The 19,834-nt window shown below is 69.6% G+C and carries 15 protein-coding genes; 11 read left to right on the forward strand and 4 right to left on the reverse strand.

What is annotated here, in order from left to right; all coding sequences use genetic code 11:
* Nucleotides 1-94: 94 nt before the first annotated feature.
* Genes K9U41_RS14880 through K9U41_RS14890 form a run of 3 tightly spaced genes read left to right on the forward strand, consistent with a single transcriptional unit; the run spans nt 95 to nt 5,567 of the window.
* Nucleotides 95-2,935, forward strand: coding sequence for a sensor histidine kinase (locus K9U41_RS14880; protein WP_282641626.1), 2,841 nt, complete (start codon nt 95-97; stop codon nt 2,933-2,935).
* On the forward strand, nt 2,932-3,411 hold the full coding sequence (locus tag K9U41_RS14885) for a response regulator transcription factor (protein WP_282641627.1): 480 nt from the start codon (nt 2,932-2,934) through the stop codon (nt 3,409-3,411). Before K9U41_RS14880 ends, K9U41_RS14885 begins: the two co-directional genes overlap by 4 nt.
* On the forward strand, nt 3,408-5,567 hold the full coding sequence (locus tag K9U41_RS14890; protein WP_282641628.1) for a 3'-5' exonuclease: 2,160 nt from the start codon (nt 3,408-3,410) through the stop codon (nt 5,565-5,567). The genes K9U41_RS14885 and K9U41_RS14890 overlap by 4 nt, the downstream gene beginning before the upstream one ends.
* A 17-nt stretch (nt 5,568-5,584) precedes the next feature.
* On the opposite strand, the gene K9U41_RS14895 is transcribed toward K9U41_RS14890, so the two are convergent.
* The 3 genes from K9U41_RS14895 to K9U41_RS14905 form a co-directional block, all read right to left on the reverse strand.
* Nucleotides 5,585-7,207, reverse strand: coding sequence for an ABC-F family ATP-binding cassette domain-containing protein (locus K9U41_RS14895; protein WP_282641629.1), 1,623 nt, complete (start codon nt 7,205-7,207; stop codon nt 5,585-5,587).
* A gap of 216 nt (nt 7,208-7,423) precedes the next feature.
* The gene (locus K9U41_RS14900; RefSeq protein ID WP_282641630.1) at nt 7,424-8,905 is read right to left on the reverse strand and encodes an ATP-binding protein; all 1,482 of its coding nucleotides are present in this window, start codon (nt 8,903-8,905) and stop codon (nt 7,424-7,426) included.
* Nucleotides 8,902-9,624 carry a response regulator gene (locus K9U41_RS14905; protein WP_282641631.1) on the reverse strand — a complete coding sequence of 241 codons (723 nt, stop codon included), beginning with the start codon at nt 9,622-9,624 and terminating at the stop codon, nt 8,902-8,904. Before K9U41_RS14905 ends, K9U41_RS14900 begins: the two co-directional genes overlap by 4 nt.
* Nucleotides 9,625-10,018: 394 nt before the next feature.
* On the opposite strand from K9U41_RS14905, the gene K9U41_RS14910 reads away from it, so the two are divergent.
* The 8 genes from K9U41_RS14910 to K9U41_RS14945 all read left to right on the forward strand — a co-directional run bounded on the left by K9U41_RS14910 (nt 10,019) and on the right by K9U41_RS14945 (nt 18,728).
* On the forward strand, nt 10,019-10,291 hold the full coding sequence (locus K9U41_RS14910) for a hypothetical protein (RefSeq protein WP_282641632.1): 273 nt from the start codon (nt 10,019-10,021) through the stop codon (nt 10,289-10,291).
* A gap of 374 nt (nt 10,292-10,665) precedes the next feature.
* Nucleotides 10,666-11,139 (forward strand): Cys-tRNA(Pro) deacylase, encoded by a 474-nt coding sequence (gene ybaK, locus K9U41_RS14915; protein ID WP_282641633.1) that lies wholly within the window; start codon nt 10,666-10,668, stop codon nt 11,137-11,139.
* A gap of 221 nt (nt 11,140-11,360) precedes the next feature.
* Nucleotides 11,361-13,883, forward strand: coding sequence for an arylsulfatase (locus K9U41_RS14920; RefSeq protein WP_282641634.1), 2,523 nt, complete (start codon nt 11,361-11,363; stop codon nt 13,881-13,883).
* A 191-nt stretch (nt 13,884-14,074) separates the two neighbouring features.
* Nucleotides 14,075-14,842 carry a hypothetical protein gene (locus K9U41_RS14925; RefSeq protein WP_282641635.1) on the forward strand — a complete coding sequence of 256 codons (768 nt, stop codon included), beginning with the start codon at nt 14,075-14,077 and terminating at the stop codon, nt 14,840-14,842.
* 112 nt (nt 14,843-14,954) lie between these two features.
* The gene (locus tag K9U41_RS14930; RefSeq protein WP_282641636.1) at nt 14,955-15,884 is read left to right on the forward strand and encodes a hypothetical protein; all 930 of its coding nucleotides are present in this window, start codon (nt 14,955-14,957) and stop codon (nt 15,882-15,884) included.
* Nucleotides 15,885-16,141: 257 nt separating this feature from the next.
* The gene (locus K9U41_RS14935) at nt 16,142-17,386 is read left to right on the forward strand and encodes an ROK family transcriptional regulator (RefSeq protein WP_282641638.1); all 1,245 of its coding nucleotides are present in this window, start codon (nt 16,142-16,144) and stop codon (nt 17,384-17,386) included.
* A 2-nt stretch (nt 17,387-17,388) separates the two neighbouring features.
* Nucleotides 17,389-17,772, forward strand: a complete 384-nt coding sequence (locus K9U41_RS14940) for an RbsD/FucU family protein (RefSeq protein WP_282641639.1) — start codon at nt 17,389-17,391, stop codon at nt 17,770-17,772.
* A complete protein-coding gene (locus tag K9U41_RS14945; protein ID WP_282641640.1) occupies nt 17,769-18,728 on the forward strand; it encodes a carbohydrate kinase family protein in 960 nt (319 codons plus the stop codon). Before K9U41_RS14940 ends, K9U41_RS14945 begins: the two co-directional genes overlap by 4 nt.
* A 21-nt stretch (nt 18,729-18,749) precedes the next feature.
* On the opposite strand, the gene K9U41_RS14950 is transcribed toward K9U41_RS14945, so the two are convergent.
* A partial coding sequence (locus K9U41_RS14950; RefSeq protein WP_282641641.1) for an NAD(P)/FAD-dependent oxidoreductase occupies nt 18,750-19,834 on the reverse strand: 1,085 nt, incomplete at its 5' end.

Here is a 19,834-nt window from a genome sequence, read left to right on the forward strand (position 1 = left end):
AGTGTGTAAGAGACAGGATCCTGCCCCTGCGAGAGGGGCCGCAGCGGCCCCCGGCGCAGCACCTCCCGGCGCAACACCCCCCGATGGAGGCGCCATGATCTCCGCGCCCGTGGTGGTGGGCGCGGCGGTGGTCTACCTCGCGCTCCTGTTCGCCATCGCCGCCTTCGCCGACCGGCGCGCGCGAGAGGGCCGCTCGGTGATCGGCAACGCCTGGATCTATGCCCTGTCGCTGGCGGTCTACTGCACCGCCTGGACCTATTTCGGCAGCGTCGGGCGCGCCGCCGCCACCGGGGTGTGGTTCCTGCCCATCTATCTTGGGCCCATGCTGGCCATGCTGCTGGCGTGGATCGTGGTGCGCAAGATGATCCGCATCGCCCACACCTACCGCATCACCTCCATCGCCGATTTCATCGCCAGCCGCTACGGCAAGAGCCCGCTGGTGGCGGCGCTGGTCACGCTCATCACCGTGGTGGGCATCGTTCCCTACATCGCGCTCCAGCTCAAAGCGGTCTCCTCCGGCTACGTGCTGCTCACCGCCTCGGGGACCGCGGGCGGCGGGGCGAGCCCGGCCTGGTGGCAGGACGGTACCCTCCTGGTGGCGCTGGCGCTTGCCCTCTTCACCATCCTGTTCGGCACCCGCCACCTCGACAGCGCGGAGCGGCACGAGGGCATGGTGGCGGCGGTGGCGTTCGAATCCCTCGTCAAGCTGGTGGCCTTTCTCGCCGTGGGCCTGTTCGTCACCTACGGCCTGTTCGACGGCATGGCCGACATCTGGGCGCGGGCCAAGGCCGTACCCGAGCTTGCCTCCCTGCTGCGCCTCGGCGGCGAGGGCGGCGCCGGCGCCTTCGGCTATGCCCAGTGGTTCACGCTGACCCTGCTCTCCATGCTGTCGGTGCTGCTGCTGCCGCGCCAGTTCCAGATGATGGTGGTGGAGTGCGTGAACGAGCGCCACCTGAAGCGGGCGGCCTGGGTGTTTCCCGCCTATCTCCTCGTCATCAACATCTTCGTGCTGCCGCTGGCGCTGGGCGGCATGCTGCTGTTCAGCCCGAAGGGGGCGGACCCGGAGACCTTCGTGCTCTCCCTGCCGCTGGCGCACGGGGCCACGGGGCTGGCGCTGTTCGCCTATGTGGGCGGGCTCTCCGCCGCCACCGGCATGCTGATCGTGGAGACCATCGCCGTCTCCACCATGGTCTGCAACGATCTCGTCATGCCCTCGCTGCTGCGGCTCAAGGATTTCGGCGCGCGCGCCGGGGGCGACCTCACGGCGATCATCCTCAACATCCGCCGCGCCGCCATCCTCGTCATCCTGCTTCTGGGCTACCTCTATTTCCAGGTGGCGGGGGAGGCCTATGCGCTGGTTTCCATCGGCCTCATCAGCTTTGCCGCCGTGGCCCAGTTCGCGCCGGCCCTGTTCGGCGGCATGTACTGGCGCGAGGCCACGCGCTCGGGCGCGCTGGGGGGCCTCGCCGGGGGCTTCCTGGTGTGGATCTACACCCTGATGCTGCCCTCGGTGGCGAAATCGGGATGGATCGACGACGCCTTCCTCACCCATGGCCCGTTCGGGATCACCGCCCTCGCCCCGGAGCGCCTGTTCGGCCTCGAAGGCCTCGACAACCTCTCCCACGCCCTGTTCTGGAGCCTGCTTGTCAATGTCGCGCTCTTTGTGGGCCTGTCCCTGTGGCGCGCGCCGTCGGGGCGGGAGGCAAGCCAGGCGCTGCTGTTCGTGGATGTGTTCGCCCGCGGCCATGCCACGGCAACCGCAGGCGCGGCCGACCCGGTGTTCTGGCGCGGGCGCGCCCGCCCCGCCGACCTGATGGCGCTGGCAAGCCGCCTGCTCGGCCCCGACGCGGCGCGCCAGATCTTCGCGGACCACGCCCACGAGAGCGGCGTCGCCGTGGGCACCGACCTCACCGCCGACGCCCGGCTGGTGGACAAGGTGGAGCGCCGCCTTGCCGGCGCGGTGGGCAGCGCCTCGGCGCGGGTGCTGGTGGCGGCGGTGGCGGAGGAGGAGCCGCTCAGCCCCGCCGATGTGATGGAGATCCTGAACGAAGCCTCGCAACTGCGGGTCTATGCGCTGGCGCTGGAAGAGAAATCCCGCTCGCTGGAGATCGCCTCGGCGGAATTGTCCGCCGCCAATGCCCAGTTGCGCACCCTGGACGAGCTGAAGGACGATTTCGTCTCCTCCGTCACCCACGAATTGCGCACGCCGCTGACCGCCATCCGCGCCCTGTCGGAGCTGATGCTGGACGCGCCCGACATGGAGGAGGCCCAGCGCCAGGACTTCCTCGCCATCATCGTGGGGGAAAGCGAGCGGCTGGGCCGCCTCGTCAACCAGGTGCTGGACATGGCCAAGCTCGAATCCGGCCATGGCGAATGGCACAATGCCGACGTGGACATGCGCCGCCTCGCGCGCGATGCCGTCACCGCCACCACCGAGCTGGCGCGCGGCCGGGGGGCGCAGATCGTGTTCGAGGCGCCGGAGGCGGTGCCGCTGCTGCGCGCCGACCCCGACCGGCTGACGCAGGTGATGCTGAACCTCATCTCCAATGCGGTTAAGTTCGTCCCGGCCGAAGGCGGGCGCATCATCGTCAGCCTCCATGTGGACGGCGACGGCCTCGTGGTTCGGGTGAAAGACAATGGGCCGGGGGTGCCGCAGGGCGAGCGCGACACCATATTCGAGAAGTTCCGTCAGGGTGGCGACGCCCTGACCCGCCCGCCCGGCACCGGACTGGGGCTTCCGATCAGCCGCCGGATCGTGGATCATTTCGGCGGCAGGATGTGGCTGGAGAATCAAGACGGCAGCGGCGCGTGCTTCGCGTTCCGACTGCCCTTCCAGCCAGATGCCGGTGCGGAAGGGCTTGCTCCTGCCGCGTCCGAACCCGCAGGCACGGTGAAAGCCCTGGCCGGCGGCAACAAGAAGGAGGAAACGCCATGACGCCAGAATCCGGCCCCGCCCCGAACATCGGCGCCGTCGCCTGCACCAAGGTGCTCATCGCCGACGACGAGCCCAATATCGTCGTCTCGCTGGAATTCATGATGAAGCGCGAGGGCTTCGACGTGCTGGTGGCCCGCGACGGGCGTCAGGCGCTGGACGCCATCCGCCGCGCGCATCCGCGCCTTGTCCTGCTCGACGCCACCATGCCCGGCCTGTCCGGCTTCGACGTGTGCGAGGCGGTGCGGGCCGATGCCGACGTGCGCTCCACCCTGATCGTCATGCTCACCGCCAAGGGCCGCGAGACCGACATGGCGCGCGGCGTCGGCGCTGGGGCGGACGCCTATGTCACCAAGCCCTTCTCCACCCGTGATCTGGTGCAGCAGGTGAAGGACATGCTGGCCAAGGATACGGCCGCGCGGGACCTCGCGGCGAACAGCGCGGCGGCAATCGAGCTGCCGAAGGATCTGCCGGCATGAGCTTCGACCGGCGTCTGGCGCTGATTGTCCTGGCGCCGGGCGCAGTTCTTGGCCTCTGGCTCCTCCTCGGCGCCGGCCTGCTTTTTTCGACGCTGGGTCCCGCCGAGCGGGCGGCCGTCGCCGATACCGTCGCACCGCTCATGGACAGCCACGGCATGCTGGTGGTGCTGTGGTGGTTCCTGGCCGCCCTCGGCGCCGGCGTGCTCGCCCTGCGCCTCCATGCCACCTATGGGGAAGCCCCGGCCCGCCTCGCCGATGCCACCCGCGTGCTGGCCGGCGACGCCGCCGCCCCGCCTCTTCCCCCGCAGGCCGGCGCCGGGATGCGCGCGCTCGGCGAGGCCATCAACGCCCTCGCCGGCCAGCGCCGCGCCCTTGAGGAGGACATGGCCCGCCTTGTGGCCGAGGCCAGCCGCGACGTGGCGCTCCAGCGCGACCAGCTTGCCGCCCTGATGGCGGAGCTGGAGCAATCGGTGGTGGTGCTCAATCTCGAAGGGCGGATCCTGCTCTACAACGCCCGGGCGCGCGCCCTCTTCCGCCCCCTGTCGCAGGCGCCAGGAGGCGTGGCGGGCGCAGAATTGATCGGCCTTGGCCGCTCCATCCATGCGGTCATCGACCGCGCCCTCATCGACCATGCCCGCGAAGGCATCGCCCGGCGCATCGCCCGCGGCGACGCGCGCGCCTCGGCGCGCTTCGTGACCACGACGCCCCTCGGCCACCTCATCCAGGTGTCGCTCGCCCCGGTGCGCGCGGCGGCCGACGACAAGGGCGACGTCACCGGCTTCGTGCTGCTGCTGGACGACATCACCGACGAATACGAGGCCCGCTCCCGGCAGGACCGCCGCTGGCTGGACCTCTCCGAGGCGAGCCGCGCCTCCTTCGCCAGCATGCAGGCGGCCCTCGACATGCTGGACTATCCGGACCTCGAACCCGCCGACCGGGAGCGCTTCCAGGCCGTGGTGCGCGACGAAGTCGGCGCCATGAGCCAGCGCCTCACCACGCTCGCCGCCGACGCCTCCCACGACATGAAGACCCGCTGGCCGCTGCAGGACATGCTGGGCGCCGACCTTGCCGCCGCCGCCGCCCAGCGCATCGCGACCGAGACCGGGCAGGACGTGGACACGGTTGCGGTGGACGCCGACATCTGGCTCAGCGTGGACAGCTTCGCCCTGATCCAGGCCCTCGCCTTCCTTGCCGCCCGCCTCGCCGAGGTGCTGGGAGCGCCTCATCTGGCCCTGCGCCTTGCGCCGGCCGGCGGCCGCGCCCATCTCGACCTGGTGTTCCGGGGCACCGCGCCCGGCCTCGACCTCGCCGGCTGGCAGACCTGCCCCATGCAGAGCGGGGATACCCCCTCCCCCCTGACGGTGCGCGACGTGGTGGAGCGGCACGGCGGCGAGCTGTGGCTGGAGCATGCGCGCGACGGCTCGGGCGCGCTGTTCCGCTTCCTGCTGCCGGTGGCCGCCGGCACGGTGGCGCCGCTGCCAGCCCCCGGCGAGAGCCGCCCGGCCTATTACGATTTCGACCTGTTCGCCGCGAGCGCGCAGAGCCGCGAGAGCGACGACCGGCCGCTGGGCGAGATCGCCTATACGGTGTTCGACACCGAGACCACCGGCCTTGACCCCGCCGGCGGCGACGAGATCCTCCAGATCGGCGCCACCCGCATCGTCAATGGCCGGCTGCTCGGCAGCGAATGCTTCGACCAGCTGGTGGACCCGCAGCGCTCCATCCCGGAAGCCGGCATCGCCGTGCACGGCATCCGCCCGGAGATGGTGCGCGGCAAGCCGACCCTGCTGCAGGTGCTGCCGGCCTTCCACGCCTTCGCCGCAGATACCGTGCTGGTGGGCCACAACGTGGCCTTCGACATGCGCTTCCTGACCCTCAAGGAGACCGCCAGCGGGGTGCGCTTCGACCAGCCGGTGCTCGATACCCTGCTGCTGGCCGCCATCGTCCATCCGGGGGAGGAGAGCCACGGACTGGAAGCCATGGCGGCGCGCCTCGGCGTCGCCGTCTCCGGCCGCCACACGGCGCTGGGCGACGCGCTGGCCACCGCCGAGATCTTCCTGAAGCTGCTGCCGCTGCTGCGCGCACGCGGCATCCTTACCCTGGGGCAGGCCCGCGCGGCGGCGCAGACCTCCTATTACGCGCGCCTGCGCTATTGATCCGACTCCTTTCCGGATCAGCTCCGCAGGCCCGGAGCCTCCTGGCCGGTGCGGGCCACATATTCGGTGTAGCCGCCACCATATTGGTGGATGCCCTCGGGGGTCAGCTCCAGCACCCGGTTCGACAGGGCGGCGAGGAAATGCCGGTCGTGGGAGACGAACAGCATGGTGCCCTCATAATCCGCCAGCGCGGCGATGAGCATCTCCTTGGTGGCGATGTCGAGATGGTTGGTGGGCTCGTCCAGCACCAGGAAATTGGGCGGATCATAGAGCATGCGCGCCATGGCGAGGCGGGCCTTCTCGCCGCCCGACAGCACCCGGCAGCGCTTGTCCGCATCCTCGCCCGAGAAGCCGAAGCAGCCGGCGAGCGCCCGCAAGGCGCCCTGCCCGGCCTGGGGGAATGAATCCTCCAGGGTCTCGAACACGGTGCGCTCGCCCTCCAGCACCTCCATGGCGTGCTGGGCGAAATAGGCCATCTTCACGCTGCCGCCCACCGCCACCGTGCCGGCGTCCGGCTCCGTGGCGCCCGTCACCAGCTTCAGCAGGGTGGACTTGCCGGCGCCGTTCACGCCCATGACGCACCAGCGCTCGCGGCGGCGCACGTGGAAATCCAGCCCCTCATAGATGGTGCGGCTGCCGTAGCTCTTGTGCACGCCCTTCAGGCTCGCCACGTCCTCGCCGGAGCGCGGCGCCGGCTGGAACTCGAACGACACGCTCTCGCGGCGGCGGGGCGGCTCCACCCGGTCGATCTTGTCCAGCTTCTTCACCCGGCTCTGCACCTGCGCGGCGTGGGAGGCGCGGGCCTTGAACCGCTCGATGAACTGGATCTCCTTGGCCAGCATGGCCTGCTGGCGCTCGAACTGGGCCTGCTGCTGCTTCTCGTTCAGCGCCCGCTGCTGGGCGTAGAATTCATAGTCGCCCGAATAGGTGGTGAGGGCGCCGGCGTCGATCTCCACGATCTTGGTGACGATGCGGTTCATGAAGGCGCGGTCGTGGGAGGTCATCATCAGCGCGCCGTCGAAGCCCTTCAGGAAGGCCTCCAGCCAGATCAGGCTTTCGATGTCGAGATGGTTGGACGGCTCGTCCAGCAGCATCACGTCCGGGCGCATGAGCAGGATGCGGGCCAGCGCCACGCGCATCTTCCAGCCGCCCGAGAGCTTGCCCACGTCGCCGTCCATCATTTCCTGGCTGAAGCCGAGGCCGGCCAGCACCTCGGCGGCGCGGCCCTCCAGCGCGTAGCCGCCCAGTTCCTCGAACCGGCCCTGCACCTCGCCGTAGCGCTCGATGATGGCGTCCATCTCGTCGGCGCGCTCGGGGTCGGCCATGGCCGTCTCCAGCTCCTTCAGCTCGGCGGCGACGACGCTCACCGGGCCGGCGCCGTCCATCACCTCGGCCAGCGCGCTGCGGCCTTCCATCTCGCCCACGTCCTGGCTGAAATAGCCGATGGTGATGCCGCGATCGACGCTCACCTGCCCCTCGTCCGGGGGCTCCTCGCCGGTGATCATGCGGAACAGCGTGGTCTTGCCGGCGCCGTTGGGGCCGACGAGGCCGATCTTCTCGCCCTTCAGCAGCGCCGCCGAGGCTTCGATGAAGACGATCTGCTTGCCGTTCTGCTTGCCGATATTGTCGAGGCGTATCATGCGCGGGGATCTCGCGGAGATGGGGAGCTTGAGCGCGCAAATAGGCCATCGGGCGCCCGCGGGAAAGGGCGCGCAGGCCACGCCCGCCGGCCGAAACGCTCTTGCCGTGCCGGCGCGCCACCCGTCAAGGCAGACAGCGCCTAAGCACAGCTGCTTGAAAATGCAGAATAAATGGCGAACGAGGCGACCCTGGGGAAGGCCGGTGCCCGCCTTCGGTCACGAGGTCGCGGCAAGTCCCTGCGGCACGGACCCGGCTCGCTCCGGGGTCCCCAAATCGGGCACGGCCCCGCTGCCGGCCAGGGGCAGGCTGAAGACGGCGGTAAGCCCGCCCACCCTGTTGGCGAGGGTCACGTCGCCGCCGTGGCGGCGTGCCACCGTGCGGACGATGGCAAGGCCCAGGCCGTGGCCGCCGGTCTCCATGCACCGTGAGCTTTCCAGCCGGAAGAAGGGGGCGAACACCTGCTCCTTCAGCTCCTCGGCGATGCCCGGTCCATCGTCCTCCACCACGATCACGGCGGCATCGCCGCTGCGCTCCACCCGCACCCGGGCCCGCTCGCCGTAGCGCACGGCGTTCTCCACGAGGTTGCGGCAGGCGCGGCGCACCGCATCCGGCCGGCAGCGGCAGCCGACCTTGGGGGAGTCCCCGAAGGTCACGTCCCAGCCGATCTCGGCGAGGTCGTCGCACAGGCTTTCCACCAAGGCGGACAGTTCCACCGTGCGGGTGGCCTCGGCGGTGGCGTCGGCGCGCACGAAGGCAAGGCTGGCTTCCGTCATGCCCTGCAGCTCGGCGATGGTGCCGAGCATCTTCTCGCGCAGGTCGTCGTCGGCAACGAACTCGGCCCGCAGGCGCAGGGAGGTGAGCGGCGTGCGCAGATCGTGGCCGAGGGCCGCGAGCATGCGGGTGCGATCATCCACGAACCGCGTCAGGCGTTCCTGCATGCGGTTGAAGGCGATGGCCGTCACGTCGTCCGGGCCGCTCTCGGGCAGGGGATCGATCTTCTCGCCCCGGCCAAGCGCCTCCGCCGCGTGCGCCAGCCGCCGCAGCGGGCGGGTGATACCCTGCGCGGCCACCACCGCGAGGATGCAGAAGAAGACGCCCGCAAGGGCGAGGAAGGTGACCGAGCGGGTGGTCCAGAACCCCTCGGGGCCGGGCTTCACGAACACCGCATTGAGCCACGAACCGTCGGACAATTGCGTGGCGATGCCCATGCCGCTGGCCCCATCCAGATAGATGAACCGGGCCAGGTTGGGCAGCGGCCAGACCTCCTGCGACAGCGCCATCCACTCCGGCGAGCCGCCGGCGTGCGGCTCCTTCGGCGGCTGGGACGCCTGCGAGGCTTCTTCGCCCGCCCCGGCATGACTGGGAAAGTGGACGCGCGGCAACGGCCGGCGCAGTTCGCTCCAGGCGGCGCTGCGCCATTCCGCTGGCCGCTTCGGCGCTCCCGGCGAGATCCAGTAGCGTGTGAGGGTGGTGGCGCTGGCGCGCAGGATGTCACCCTGCAGGGACGGCGGCGTGGCTTCCAGCACCCGCACCAGCGCGGCGCAGCGGCTCAGCATCTCGCCCTTGGCCACCTTTCGCATGGATTGGCCATGCTGGTCCCAGGAGATCGAGAACGCCACCACCTGCGACAGGGCGAGAATGACCAAGGTAAAGCAGATGAAACGCGCGGCGAGGCTGCGTCTGAACAGGCGGATCATGAGCGCTCCACCTCCGCTGCCAGGCTGTAGCCGCCGCCCCAGTGAGTCTTGATGAGGGCCGGCACCTTGGGATCGGCCTCGATCTTCTTGCGCAGGCGACTGACCTGATTGTCGATGCTGCGATCGAACGGATCGGCGGCGCGCCCCGCCGTGAGGTCCAGCAACTGGTCGCGGCTCAGCACGATGCCGGGATGGTCGAGGAAGGCGCACAGCAGGCGGAACTCGGCGGTGCTGAGCGGCACGGCCACATCGTCCTCGGCCATCAGTTCGCGGCGACCCACGTCCAGCTTCCAGCGGTCGAAGCGCAAGGTCTTGGCCGCGATATGCCCCTTCTGCGGCGGCAGGCTGTGGACGCGGCGCAGCACCGCCTTGATGCGCGCCAGCAGCTCGCGCGGGCTGAAGGGCTTGGTGAGGTAGTCGTCGGCGCCGATCTCGAGGCCGACGATGCGGTCGGTCTCCTCCGCCATGGCGGTGAGGAGAATCACCGGCAACTCGGTGGTGCTGCGCAGGAAGCGGCACAGGGACAGCCCGTCCTCGCCCGGCATCATCACGTCCAGCACCACGAGATCGGGCGCAGCCCCGCGCTCCAGCTGACGACGCAACGCCGCCGCGCTGTCCGCGAGGCTGGTGCGATAGCCATGCTGGGTCAGGTACTTGCCGACGAGATCGCGGATGTCGCGGTGGTCATCCACGATCGCGATGTGGGGTGCGCTGTCCATTCCTTCTGCTCCTTCAAGGACCATAGGCCGAGCGCGCGCATTGCCCACTGCAAAAGTGTACCAGACTGTAACCGCTCACGGATTTGCGATCACAGGAGACCAGACGGCGCGCGGCAGGGGTGCTTTCGCCTTTGCCCGCGCCCATTTCCCGCGCCGCCGCCGCCTTCGCCGAAACCCCGGCCGGGGTGGCGGAAGCCGCCGATGGACCGGCCCCGCGGGGCGCAAGTGTATCGGCCTGTGCCGAGGCCGCCGGACGCGACATTTGACGACGATCCGGGCGGTTTGCGGAGACAGTTCTGCGACAGGCGCCCCCTAGGGTCTGGGCATCGGGCAGCGCATTGGCTTCGACAGCACGCCTGCCTCGACAGATTGCGATCACATAAGGAAGCGATCCATGCGTCATCTGCTCATCGCCGCCGTTTCGGCGCTCGCCCTCACCTCCACCGCCCTCGTCTCCACCACCCTCGTCTCCACCGCCGCCGTGGCCCAGGAGAACGGCCAGAACACCGCGCGGGAGACGCCCCGCGCCTATGCCCCCGCCACCCACCAGAACAGCAAGGCCACCCAGCCCTTCAACCTCCTCTCCGGACAGAAGGACCAGCAGACCCTCACCGAGCAGGACCGCCTGTTCCTGGAGCAGGGTGACCGCGGCCTCGGCAACGGCTGACGCCCGCCCCGCCCAGGGCGGTCGGACCTGAGGCCGCCCCGGGCAGGCATTCCAACAACAGACCCCCACGGGCACGCCCCGCGGATGGACGGCTTCCGGCCCCGCGCCACATGGAAGCCGGCCATCGGTGGGGCGCACCTGTTTGATCACGAGGGCGCGATCCGCGCTTTCACGGAGGTGAAACCGGAAGTCGCCGCGCTGTAGGTTCGCGACACAAGGGCACCGGCGTGCGGCCCCGCGTGGCGGGCCGGCCTCTTCCCAAGTCAGCCTTCCCAAGTGTGGCTTCCCAAGCCCGTCTTCCCAAGCCCATCTTCCCAAGTCCGGCCGCGCGGACCAACATGGGTGCCCGCCGGATCAGGACGGGATGTGTGGGGATGTCGAAGGCGACGCGGGCGACGAAGATGCTGGAACAGGCGAAGATCGCCTTCACCGTGCACAGCTACGACTACGACCCCGACGCGGACCGCATCGGCATCCAGGCCGCCGAGGCCCTGGGGGAGACGCCGGAGCGGGTGCTGAAGACGCTGATGGCGCTGGTGGATGGCAAGGCGGTCTGCGTGATCGTGCCGTCGGACCACGAGGTCTCCATGAAGAAGCTGGCCGCCGCGTTCGGCGGCAAGTCCGCCCAGATGATGAAGCCGGCCGACGCCGAGCGCATGAGCGGCTACAAGGTGGGCGGCATCAGCCCGTTCGGGCAGATGAAGAAGGTGCCCACCGCCATGGAAGAGCAGGCGGTGCACCACGACGCGGTCTTCATCAATGGCGGCCAGCGCGGGCTTCAGGTGCGCCTCAACCCGCGCGCGGCGGCGAGCCTGCTCAACGCCGCCGTGGTGGCGCTGGTGGCGTGAACCGCCGCGGACCCCGCCGACCGAGGAGCAGGTACGTGGTGGCGCGTGCGGCATCGTTCGGCGTCAGACCACTGTCGACGCGCATTGACCTGGATCATGGGATATGCGCTCCTCCGCGCCCGATACTGATCCAAAGCCTGCCGATAACGGTTTCTACTGACCCAGGGTTAAGAAAACCGACCAGAAGTATGTAAATACCTCTTGTCCGGAGGAAACAAGACATGTCCCGCATCTTTGTGCTGGCCCTGACGGCCGGCCTCACCGTGCTCGGCGCGATCCCCGCCGCCCTGCCCGCCAGCGCCCAGAGGATCAACGGCACGCCCGGCGCCCCGGATTCCACCATCGTCATCGACGGCAGCCAGATCCCGGCACCGCCGCAAAAGTTCGAGGGCGTGATCAAGGAGCTGGCGCAGGACTCCAAGCCGTTCTGGCCGGCGCGGATCGTGCCGCCCGCCGGCGCGCCCAACGTGCTGCTCATCATGACCGACGACGTGGGCTTCGGCGCGCCCTCCACCTTCGGCGGCGTCATTCCCACCCCCAGCCTCGACCGCATCGCCAACGACGGGCTGCGCTACACCAATTTCCACTCCACCGCCCTGTGCTCGCCCACCCGCGCCGCGCTGATCACCGGACGCAACCACCATTCCGCCGGCTTCGCCGTGGTGTCCGAGATGGCCACGGGCTATCCGGGCTACAACAGCATCATCTCCGAAGACAAGGCCACCGTCGGCCGGATCCTGAGGGACAACGGCTACCGCACCTCGTGGTTCGGCAAGAACCACAACACGCCGGCCTTCCAGGCCATCTCCACCGGCCCGTTCGACCAGTGGCCCACGGGCATGGGGTTCGAGTATTTCTACGGCTTCATGGGTGGCGACACCAGCCAGTGGCAGCCGGACAACCTGGCCCGCAACACCACCTATATCTATCCGTTCCTGGGCAACCCCTCGTTCAACCTGACCACGGCCATGGCGGACGAAGCCATCGCCTACATGAACAAGATCAACACCCTGACGCCGGACCAGCCGTTCTTCGTCTATTACGTGCCCGGCGGCACCCACGCTCCGCACCACCCGACCCCCGAATGGATCGAGAAGGCGACGAACCTGCACCTGTTCGACAAGGGCTGGAACGCGCTGCGTGACCAGATCTTCGAGAACCAGAAGAAGCTCGGCGTCATCCCCCAGAACGCGAGGATGACACCCTGGCCGGACGACCTGCTGAAGCGCTGGGACAAGCTCACCGCCGACGAACAGAAGATGTTCAAGCGCCAGGTGGATGTCTACGCCGCCTTCCTGATGTATACGGACAATGAGATCGGCCGCGTCATCCAGGCGGTCGAGGACATGGGCAAGCTGGACAACACGCTGATCATCTATATCAGCGGCGACAACGGCTCCAGCGCCGAAGGCACGCTCATCGGCACCCCCAACGAAGTCGCCATGTTCAACGGCGTCGACGTGCCGGTCGCAGACCAGCTGAAGTATTTCTATGACGTCTGGGGCTCGGACAAGACCTACAACCACATGGCGGTGGGCTGGACCTGGGCCTTTTCCACCCCCTTCTCCTGGACCAAGCAGGTGGCCTCCCATTTCGGCGGCACCAGGCAAGGCGTGGCCATTTCCTGGCCCAAGGCGATCAAGGACAAGGGCGGCATCCGCACCCAGTTCCACCATGTGATCGACATCGCGCCGACCATCCTGGAGGCCACCGGCATCAAGGCTCCCGATATGGTGGATGGCGTCAAGCAGGCCCCCATCGAAGGGGTCAGCATGGCCTACACCTTCGACAAGGCCAACGCGACCGCGCCCTCCACCCACAAGACCCAGTATTTCGAGATGATGGGCGACCACGCCATCTATAACGAGGGCTGGATGCTGAGCAGCAAGGTGATGCGTCCGCCGTGGGTGACGCAGGGCACCCTGGTCTCCGATCCCACCAAATATCCGTGGGAACTCTACAATATTTCGGAAGACTGGACCCAGTACGAAGACGTTTCCGCCAAGCATCCCGACAAGGTGAAGGCGATGGCGGACCTGTTCTGGTCCGAGGCCCGGAAATACCAGGTGCTCCCCCTCGATTCCACCGTGGCCACGCGGCTCATCACGCCGCGCCCGAGCATCACCGCGGGCCGCAACGTCTTCACCTGGACCACGCCGCTCACCGGCACGCCCAATGGCGACGCACCCTCGGTGCTGAACACCTCCTATCGCTTCACGGCGGATGTGGTGGTGCCCGAGGGCGGCGGCGACGGCATGCTCATCACCCAGGGCGGGCGGTTCGCCGGCTATGGCTTCTACCTGCTGAAGGGCAAGCCCTCCTTCACCTGGAACCTCGTTGGCCTGAAGAAGGTGAAGTGGCAGGGCACCGAGCCGCTGGCACCGGGCAAGCACACCCTGGTGTTCGACTTCAAGTATGACGGCCTCGGCATGGCGACGCTGGCCTTCGGTTCCAGCAGCGGCCTGGGCCAGGGCGGCACCGGCACCCTGAGCGTGGACGGCAAGGTGGTGGCGACAACCTCCATGCCCCACACCATCCCGCTCATCCTCGCCTGGGACGAGAATTTGGACGTGGGCTCCGACACCGGCACGCCGGTAGACGATGCGGACTATCAGGTGCCGTTCGCCTTCACCGGCAAGATCAACAAGATCACGCTGGCCATCGACCATCCGAAGCTGACGCCGGACGATATCGCCAAGCTGCGCGACGCGGCGGCCAAGGCCGCCGACGGCCCGTCGAAATAGGGGATCGCGACCGCCTGTCCCCTGCTCCGGACCGGGTTGCCGGAACCGGGCTTGAGATCGGCCACCGGCGTACAGCCGGGTGGCGGAGGGAAACCCGCTCGGCACCCGAATGGACCGGAGCGGTTGGTATGACACCTGCGGTGAGTTGCCGACCCTGCCATGCTTGACATGCTTGAAAGGAAGCCGAGATCATGACCCCGACCCTGGCATGCCCCCCGAGGCCCCCGCGCCGCTGGACCAGTTCCCTCGCCGCTGCGGCGTTGCTCCTCACCGGCGGCGCTGCGCTGGCGCAGGATGCGGCCAAGCCTCAGCACGTGCCGCTGCAGAAGGCGATCGGCGTGCCCCACGCCGATCGCCCGATCCCCTCGCTCGCCGTAATCAACGCCGCCGGCGCCAAGCTGGAGGGGAGCAAACTGACCCTCACCGGCGTCTCAACCAACACCATCGTCTTCGCCGACCGCCCGGTGCGCGCCGCCGGCCACGAGACGCTGCAGCAGTTCCTAATGCAGTGGGACGAGGGCAAGGACAGCTTCGCCGTCGATCCGCCCAACGCCACCGTCTCCGTCCTGGGCGCCAAGCCCGGCGAGGTGTCCGACGTGGTGGTCACGCTGAAGACGCCGAAGCTGGAGGGCACCACCCTCACCTTCGACGTGGCGGTGCTGGAAGGCACCCTGACCCCCGGCGGCCCGGTGGCGCTCTTCATCGACGCCTGGGCGGTGCGCGGCCCCTATGGCGGCGGCGCGGTGCATGTGGGCGGCTACGGCTATCACGGCGGCGGCTACTACCATGCGCCGGTCTATCATGGCGCCTGGTACGGCCATCCCTACTATCCGGCAGGGGCGGCCGTGGCGGGTGCCGCCGTGGGCGTTGCCGCCGGCGCCGCGATCGGTGCCGCGGCGGCGGCTCCGCCTCCTCCTGCCTATTATTGCGGCTATTACCCCTATCCCCCCTGCTACTGACCACGGGCGGCGCCCACCCCCTGGGGCGGGCGCCGTTCTTCAGGCAATGCTATACGGCAGGGGCAACAGGCGTGCCTGGGGCGGCCGAAGACTGACGACAGGAGGGGAACATATGACGCAGCATCGCACCGAGACCGCCGCTCCATCGGGGACGCATCGACAACCCGTCCATGCGATGGGGCGGTGCCGGCGCGCGCGCGCCATGGCGGTGGCCTGTTGCCTTGCCCTGCCGGTTGCAACCCTGTCATTCGGGCTCGACGTCTTGAGCCCGCCCGCCCGCGCCGCCGACCTCACGGCCGCACCGGCCGTGGCCGCAACGGCATTCGCTCCTCCGCCCGAATCAAAATGGCAGTTCCAGGCGGTGCTCTACGGCTGGGCCACGGGCATCAACGGCAACCTCGGCATCCGCGACCTGCCGACCTTCCCGGTGGACGCCTCGTTCGCCGATATCCTGTCCCATTTCGACGGGGCGGTGATGGGCAGCTTCCTCGCCAAGAAGGACAACTGGACCCTGTTCGCCGACCTGTTCTGGTCGCAGCTGAGCGCCAGCAAGTCCATCGATGATGGCCGCGGCACGCAGTTCGACCTGTCGCAGCGCCTCCTGATCGTCTCCGGCGCCGCCGGCTATCGCCTGCCCATCGGCGGGCCGGGCTTCGACCTCAGCGCCACGGCGGGCTTCCGCTACCAGCGCCTGACCGCCGACACCACGCTCTCCTCCTTCGGCGGCATCGTCTCCCTGGCCGAAACCAACGTGAAGGACTGGCTGGACCCGGTGTTCGGTCTCGCCCTGCAATATCGCATCAACGAGAAGTGGTTCCTCAACGCCCTCGCCGACGTGGGCGGCTTCGGCCTCCCCTCCAGCTCCAAGCTGACATCGCAGGGGCTGGTCTCGGTGGGCTACAACTGGACCGAGGCCTGGTCCACGGCCATCGGCTATCGCGCGCTCTATACCGACTACGAATCGGTGACCGGCCCGCGCTCCAACTTCCGCTACGAGACGACGCTCCACGGCCCCTTCATGAGCATCGCCTACCACTTCTGAGCAACGCGCCCCGGCTTCCAGAAAGCACACGCGTCATCCGATCAGATTGCGGTGCCATCTGATCGGCGCGGGTTCTCGCCAGCGCGGGCTCGCGCGAGGCAGGATCGCTCCCCTCACATTAATAAATCAGAACGATTTATTAATTGACACAAACTCATGTTATGGTTCATCATTCGGCCAGAATAAGACGATCCGGCGCGCAATGGCGGGCGCCGCCGGACCGCCCGCCAAGGCGCCGAACGGGGTCGACAGATTTCATGCAGCGCAGCCCCCTCCACGACGATCCCGGCCCGGTCCACGCCTCCCACGGGCGGGGCACGAACCAGACCGGCGTGCGCCTCTACAACGAGCGGCTGATCCTCTCGCTCATCCGCCGCCACGGCCGCCTGACCAAGGTGGACATTGCCCGCCTCACCGGCCTGTCGCTGCAGACCACCACCGTGGTCATGAACCGGCTGGAGGCCGACGGCCTGCTGCTCGCGGGCGAGCGCCAGCGCGGGCGGATCGGCCAGCCGGCGGTGCCCTATTCGCTCAATCCCGATGGCGCCTACGGCCTTGGCATGGTGGTGGGCCGCCGCGCCTGCGAGCTGGTGCTGATGGATTTCGTCGCGGGCGTGCGCCGGCGCGAGCGGCTGACCTATCCCTATCCCCTGCCCGACCAGCTCATCGCCTTCGCCGGCCGTACCCTTCCCGACCTCATCGCGACGCTGCCGAGCACCGCCCAGGCGCGCATCTGCGGCACCGGTATCGCCATGCCGTTCGAGCTGTGGAACTGGGAGGAAGTGCTGGAAGCCCCGAAGGACGCCCTCGCCGGGTGGCGCCACTTCGACATGGCGGCCGAGCTGTCCCGCATCGCTCCCGGCCCGGTGCGGGTGCTGAACGACGCCACCGCCGCCTGCGCCGCGGAGCTGACCTTCGGCGGCGGCTCGGCCTATCGCGACTTCGCCTATTTCTACATCGCCACCTTCATCGGCGGTGGCATCGTGCTCAACGGCAGCCTGTTTCCCGGCCGCAGCGGCAATGCCGGCGCCTTTGGCTCCATGCCGGTCATGGCCCGCAGCCCCATAGGCGAGGCAGGGGGCGGCACGGGGGTCCAGCAGCTCATCCGCTCGGCCTCCCTCTACCGGCTGGAACGCCAGCTCGGCGCCATCGGCATCGCGGGGTCCCAGCTGTGGGAGCAGCCGGACGACTGGACCCGCTTTTCCGCGCCCGTCGAGGCCTGGATCGAGGAGGCCGCCGAGGGCCTTGCCCAGGCCATCGCATCCTGCCTCGCCGTGGTGGATTTCGAGGCCATCGTCATCGACGGCGCCTTTCCGGCAGCGGTGCGGGACAGGCTGGTGAAGCGCACCGCCTCAGCCTTCGCCCGCCTCGACCGGCAGGGCCTGACCGAGACCCGCATCGTCGCCGGCACCATGGGCCGCGCCGCTCGGGCCATCGGCGGGGCGGCCCTGCCCCTGCTCGACACCTTCGGCCGCGACCTCGACGTTCTGTTCAAGGACTGACCATGCTCAAGGGCATCGCCCCCCTGCCGGGTCCCGACCTGCTGGCCCCCCTGAGCGCCATGGGCCACGGCGACGAGGTCGCCATCGCGGACGCCAATGATCCCGCGCAGGCCCACGCCCGGCGCCTGGTGGAGGCCGACGTGCCCGCGGCCGCCTGCCGCCCTTGTGCCTTCGGTGATGACGCGCACAAGGAAAGCCTCTTCTCGGAGGTCGAGAGCACCATCACCGCCCGCGAGCCCGGCTTCAGCCTCGTGCCCATCGCCGGCCCGAGCTTCTACGACCGGGTGCGCGCGGCCTATGCCATCGTCGCCAGCGGCGAGTGCCGGCTCTCCGGCAACATCATCCTGCGCAAGGGCGTGATCCGGCCGGAGGGGGACGCGCCATGATCCTGGTCTGCGGCGAAGCCCTCATCGACCTGCTGGTGGCCCCCCCGGAGGGCAACGAGATGCCCGCGCGCGCGGTGGCCGGCGGCTCCCCGTTCAACGTGGCGGTGGGGCTGGCCCGACTCGGCGTGCCCACCGCCTTCTTCGGCGGCATCTCCCGCGACCGCTTCGGCATCCACCTCGTGGACGTGCTGGCCCGCGAAGGCGTTGACCCGCGCTTCGTGGTGCGCTCCGACTGCCTCTCCACCATCTCGGTGGTGGCCACCCAGGCCGACGGCCAGCCGCTCTATTCCTTCCATGGCGACGGCGCGGCCGACCGCATGCTCACGCCCGACCGCCTGCCCCCGGCCCTGCCGGACGAGGTGTGCGCCCTGACCTTCGGCTCCTACACCCTGGTGGTGGAGCCGGTGGCCTCCACCTATGCGGCCCTGGCCGAGCGGGAAGCGGGGCGACGCGTCATCAGCGTCGATCCCAACCTGCGGCCGGGGGTGGTGGGCGACCTCAGCCGCTGGGCCGAAACGACGCAGCGCTTCTTCCGCGCCGCCGACATCGTCAAGGCCAGCGACGAGGACATCCAGATCGCCTTCGGCGGGCGCATGGGCCTTGCCGATGCGGCGCGCCTGTTCCTCGACCTCGGCGCCAGCCTGGTGGTGATCACCCGCGGGGACAAGGGCGCCGTCGCCTTCTCCCGCGCCGGCGAGGTCAGCGTGCCGGGCCATTCGGTGGTCGTGCGCGACACGGTGGGCGCGGGCGACACCTTCCACGCCGCCCTGCTCGCCGGCCTCCACCGCACCGGCCGGCTCGAAGGCGCCGCCATCGCCGCCCTCGACACCGAGGCCATGGGCGCGCTGGTGGCCTATGGCGCGGCGGCCGCCGCCATCACCTGCTCGCGTGCCGGCGCGGACCTGCCCACCGCCGCCGAAGTGGATGCCACCCTCACGCTGGCCATGGCGAGCTGAAGGGGGCACCCGGCCGGTGCCTCAGAACCGGGCGGCGACGAGGTGGGCAAGGCCCGAGCCGGCGGCATAGGCCGCTTCCCGCGTTGCGCGCCAGCGGGCCGGCGTCACCGCGCTTGGCGGCAGCGGCACCTCATCCTCGCGCAGGCGGCCCAGCACCAGGTCCGCCAGCAGGGCGCCGAACACGGTTCCCGGCGCGATGCCCCGCCCGTTGTAGCCGGCCACGGCGACACCGGTGCGCCCCAGCCGGTGGAAGCGCGGCAGGGCGTCGGCGGTCATGCCGATCATGCCGTGCCAGCCGGCCTCGAAGGCCACCTCGGAGGCCATCTGGCCGAGCTGCGGATAAAGCCGCACCAGCACCCGCCGGGCGTAGGCGCGATGGATGGCGCCGCCGGCGCGGTCGAGGGCGCCGATGCTGCCGAACACCAGGCGGCCCGCCGCATCCATCCGGAACGAGGTGAGAATGGCCTGCGTGTCCCACGCCCCCTGCCGGCCGGGCAGGATGGTGTCCGCCACCGCCGCCGGCAACGGCGCGGTGGCGAGGTTGAAATACGGCAGGTGCACCTGCTCACGCCGCAGCGCGGCGAACGGCCCGGTGCCATAGGCGTCGGTAGCGGCGATGAGATGATCCGCCTCAAGGCTTCCCCCCGGCGTGGCGAGCCGCCAGCCGGAGGCGGTCTCCTCCGCCGCCATCACCGGGCTCGACGGATAGATCTGCGCCCCCGCCTGAAGGGCCGCCCGCGCCAGCCCCCGCGCATAGGCAAGCGGCTGGATCGTGCCGGCGCGCCGATCCAGCAGCGCGCCGGAAAAATCGCCGCCGCCCACCATGGCCCTGGCTTCATCGGCCTCCAGCAGCCGCACCGGCGCGCCCCGCGCCTGCCACTGGGCGGCGCGGGCCTCGATCTCGGCGCGTCCGGCCGCGCCCACGGCGCAATGCAGCGTGCCCACGGGGGCCGCCTCGCAGGGGATGGCGTGCCGCGCCACCAGATCGAACACCGCCTGCGGCGCCGCGCCGAGGAAGCCGATCAGCGCCTCGCCCCGCGCCTCACCGAGCGCCGCGCGGATGGCATCCGGCATCACCCACAGGCCGGCATTGACGAGGCCCACAT

It is taken from the genome of Xanthobacter autotrophicus (assembly GCF_029991245.1).
GTDB lineage: Bacteria > Pseudomonadota > Alphaproteobacteria > Rhizobiales > Xanthobacteraceae > Xanthobacter > Xanthobacter autotrophicus_C.

What these genes read in the sequence shown, in the direction of transcription:
- K9U41_RS14935 (WP_282641638.1), top strand. Translation starts at nt 16,142, where the DNA reads ATGCAGCGCAGCCCCCTCCACGACGATCCCGGCCCGGTCCACGCCTCC.
- K9U41_RS14905 (WP_282641631.1), bottom strand. Translation starts at nt 9,624, where the DNA reads ATGGACAGCGCACCCCACATCGCGATCGTGGATGACCACCGCGACATC.
- K9U41_RS14895 (WP_282641629.1), bottom strand. Translation starts at nt 7,207, where the DNA reads ATGATACGCCTCGACAATATCGGCAAGCAGAACGGCAAGCAGATCGTC.
- K9U41_RS14920 (WP_282641634.1), top strand. Translation starts at nt 11,361, where the DNA reads ATGTCCCGCATCTTTGTGCTGGCCCTGACGGCCGGCCTCACCGTGCTC.
- K9U41_RS14890 (WP_282641628.1), top strand. Translation starts at nt 3,408, where the DNA reads ATGAGCTTCGACCGGCGTCTGGCGCTGATTGTCCTGGCGCCGGGCGCA.
- K9U41_RS14900 (WP_282641630.1), bottom strand. Translation starts at nt 8,905, where the DNA reads ATGATCCGCCTGTTCAGACGCAGCCTCGCCGCGCGTTTCATCTGCTTT.
- K9U41_RS14910 (WP_282641632.1), top strand. Translation starts at nt 10,019, where the DNA reads ATGCGTCATCTGCTCATCGCCGCCGTTTCGGCGCTCGCCCTCACCTCC.
- K9U41_RS14940 (WP_282641639.1), top strand. Translation starts at nt 17,389, where the DNA reads ATGCTCAAGGGCATCGCCCCCCTGCCGGGTCCCGACCTGCTGGCCCCC.
- K9U41_RS14885 (WP_282641627.1), top strand. Translation starts at nt 2,932, where the DNA reads ATGACGCCAGAATCCGGCCCCGCCCCGAACATCGGCGCCGTCGCCTGC.
- K9U41_RS14930 (WP_282641636.1), top strand. Translation starts at nt 14,955, where the DNA reads ATGACGCAGCATCGCACCGAGACCGCCGCTCCATCGGGGACGCATCGA.
- ybaK (WP_282641633.1), top strand. Translation starts at nt 10,666, where the DNA reads ATGTCGAAGGCGACGCGGGCGACGAAGATGCTGGAACAGGCGAAGATC.
- K9U41_RS14880 (WP_282641626.1), top strand. Translation starts at nt 95, where the DNA reads ATGATCTCCGCGCCCGTGGTGGTGGGCGCGGCGGTGGTCTACCTCGCG.
- K9U41_RS14925 (WP_282641635.1), top strand. Translation starts at nt 14,075, where the DNA reads ATGACCCCGACCCTGGCATGCCCCCCGAGGCCCCCGCGCCGCTGGACC.
- K9U41_RS14945 (WP_282641640.1), top strand. Translation starts at nt 17,769, where the DNA reads ATGATCCTGGTCTGCGGCGAAGCCCTCATCGACCTGCTGGTGGCCCCC.